Source organism: Aquiflexum sp., assembly GCF_041749095.1.
Classification (GTDB): domain Bacteria; phylum Bacteroidota; class Bacteroidia; order Cytophagales; family Cyclobacteriaceae; genus Aquiflexum.
In genome coordinates this window covers 1-1,780 of the sequence record NZ_JBGTCA010000565.1, presented here as the reverse complement: position 1 = coordinate 1,780, position 1,780 = coordinate 1, and the positions used below count along the sequence as shown (strand labels likewise).

3 protein-coding genes are annotated in these 1,780 nt (G+C 42.6%); all 3 read right to left on the bottom strand.

The window, feature by feature from the left end:
* Positions 1-122 (bottom strand): glycosyltransferase (locus ACEW8O_RS25215; RefSeq protein ID WP_373497398.1); only part of this gene is annotated, 122 nt, incomplete at its 3' end.
* A 34-nt stretch (positions 123-156) separates the two neighbouring features.
* Complete coding sequence (locus ACEW8O_RS25210) at positions 157-1,329, bottom strand: FtsW/RodA/SpoVE family cell cycle protein (protein WP_373497397.1); 1,173 nt, start codon at positions 1,327-1,329, stop codon at positions 157-159.
* On the bottom strand, positions 1,329-1,780 hold a 452-nt coding region (locus ACEW8O_RS25205), incomplete at its 5' end, for a glutamate ligase domain-containing protein (RefSeq protein WP_373497396.1). The genes ACEW8O_RS25205 and ACEW8O_RS25210, both read right to left, overlap by 1 nt.

The window sequence follows — 1,780 nt, the reverse complement described above, 5'->3', positions numbered from 1 at the left end:
ATTTCCATTTTCCCTTCCGCACCTACAAACAAGATCTCAGCATCAGGATGCTTTTCTTTCCAGGCATTGGCTATGGCAATAGCCGGATAGATATGGCCTCCTGTGCCTCCTCCGCTGATCATGATCCGATATGGTGCTTCGTTGTTTTTCAATTTGTCATGCTGTTTGGAATGACTTCCTGATTTTATTATTTCCTTCCGCAGGGCTTTCGACCATGTCCTGATGGTCTCCTCTACTCACACTCAAGATGATGCCCAATGAAAATCCTGTAAACACCAAGGAGGTACCTCCCATACTCAATAGCGGCAAAGGCAATCCTGTAATTGGACCTAGGCCCACTGCCACAGCCATATTGACCATTGCCTGCAAAACCAAGGCAAAACTCAAACCTGCGGAGAGTAATCCTCCAAATGGTTTGGTCGAAGATGCGACGATGCGCATACCCCTGAAGAGTAAAGCCAGGTAAAGGAACAATACCGTAGCACCTCCCACCAAGCCATATTCCTCAATGATAATTGCATAAATGAAATCTGAATAAGGATGGGGTAAAGTGTTTCTTTGCTCGGATTTCCCAGGTCCTTTGCCTGTAACTCCACCTGTGGAAATGGCAATAAATGATTGCTCTGCCTGAAAAGGAATCTCTTCACCTGAAACAAAATTTTCAATACGAGAAAAGAAAGTTCCTCCCCGCTGTCCGATAAATACCGAGGTAGTCAAAAAGAGACTTCCCAGTAAAACCACGAGCATGATATGCCGGAGAGGAACCCTTCCGATCAACAGAAGTAATAAACAGGTGACAAACAACAACACTGCTGTAGACATATTTGCCAATCCAATCAAGCCACAAACCACACCGATGACGATCATCATTGGGATAAAGGAGTTTTTGAAATCGGCAATATTTTTTTGTTTCCTTGCCAATAAACTGGCAAGGGTTGCAATCAAGGCCAGTTTAGCAATATCTGAAGGTTGGAAGGCTTTGTTGATCACGGGTATGGTCAACCATCTGTTTGCCTCATTGACAGTGGATCCAAAGAGATAGGTGAAAAACAGCAGTGGAATAGCGATCAACAGCAAAAACTTCCCGATCAGACCAAAAGTCTTATAAGGAATTTTATGTGCAAACCACATGACCAGTAATCCTGCCACTACCATCATGGAATGGTCAAAAAGGTATTTTTCTGTATTTCCTCCTTTGTATTTATAGGCCAAAGAACCAGTGGCTGAATACACAACCACAATACTGATGACAGAAAGAATGATCACGATACCCCAAATAATTGGGTCACCCTTCAGATTCCGGTCAAACCAAAGTTTTATATCCTGCATCATAATACCGTACTTTTAAGTGCCTCAACAGCTGATTTGAACTGATTACCTCTGTCTTCATAATTTTTGAAAAGATCAAAGCTTGCACAGGCAGGAGAAAGAAGGACAACATCCCCATTATTTCCCATAACCAAACCCCAACCGACAGCTTCCTCAATGCGCTGAGTTTCTTTGATGACAGGGATTACCCCTTCAAATGCTTTTCTCAATTTTTCATTGTCCTTTCCCAAACAGATCAGGATTTTTACCCTGTCCCTCACAATGGGAAAAAGCACTTTGTAATCATTGCCCTTATCTACACCTCCCGCTATCCATATCAAAGGATTGGAATAACTGTCCAATGCATAAGCGGTAGCATCTACATTAGTGCCTTTGCTGTCATTCACAAAGGAAACCCCGTTGATATTTGCCACATTTTCCATCCTATGGGCCACATTTTTGAAATCCAAAA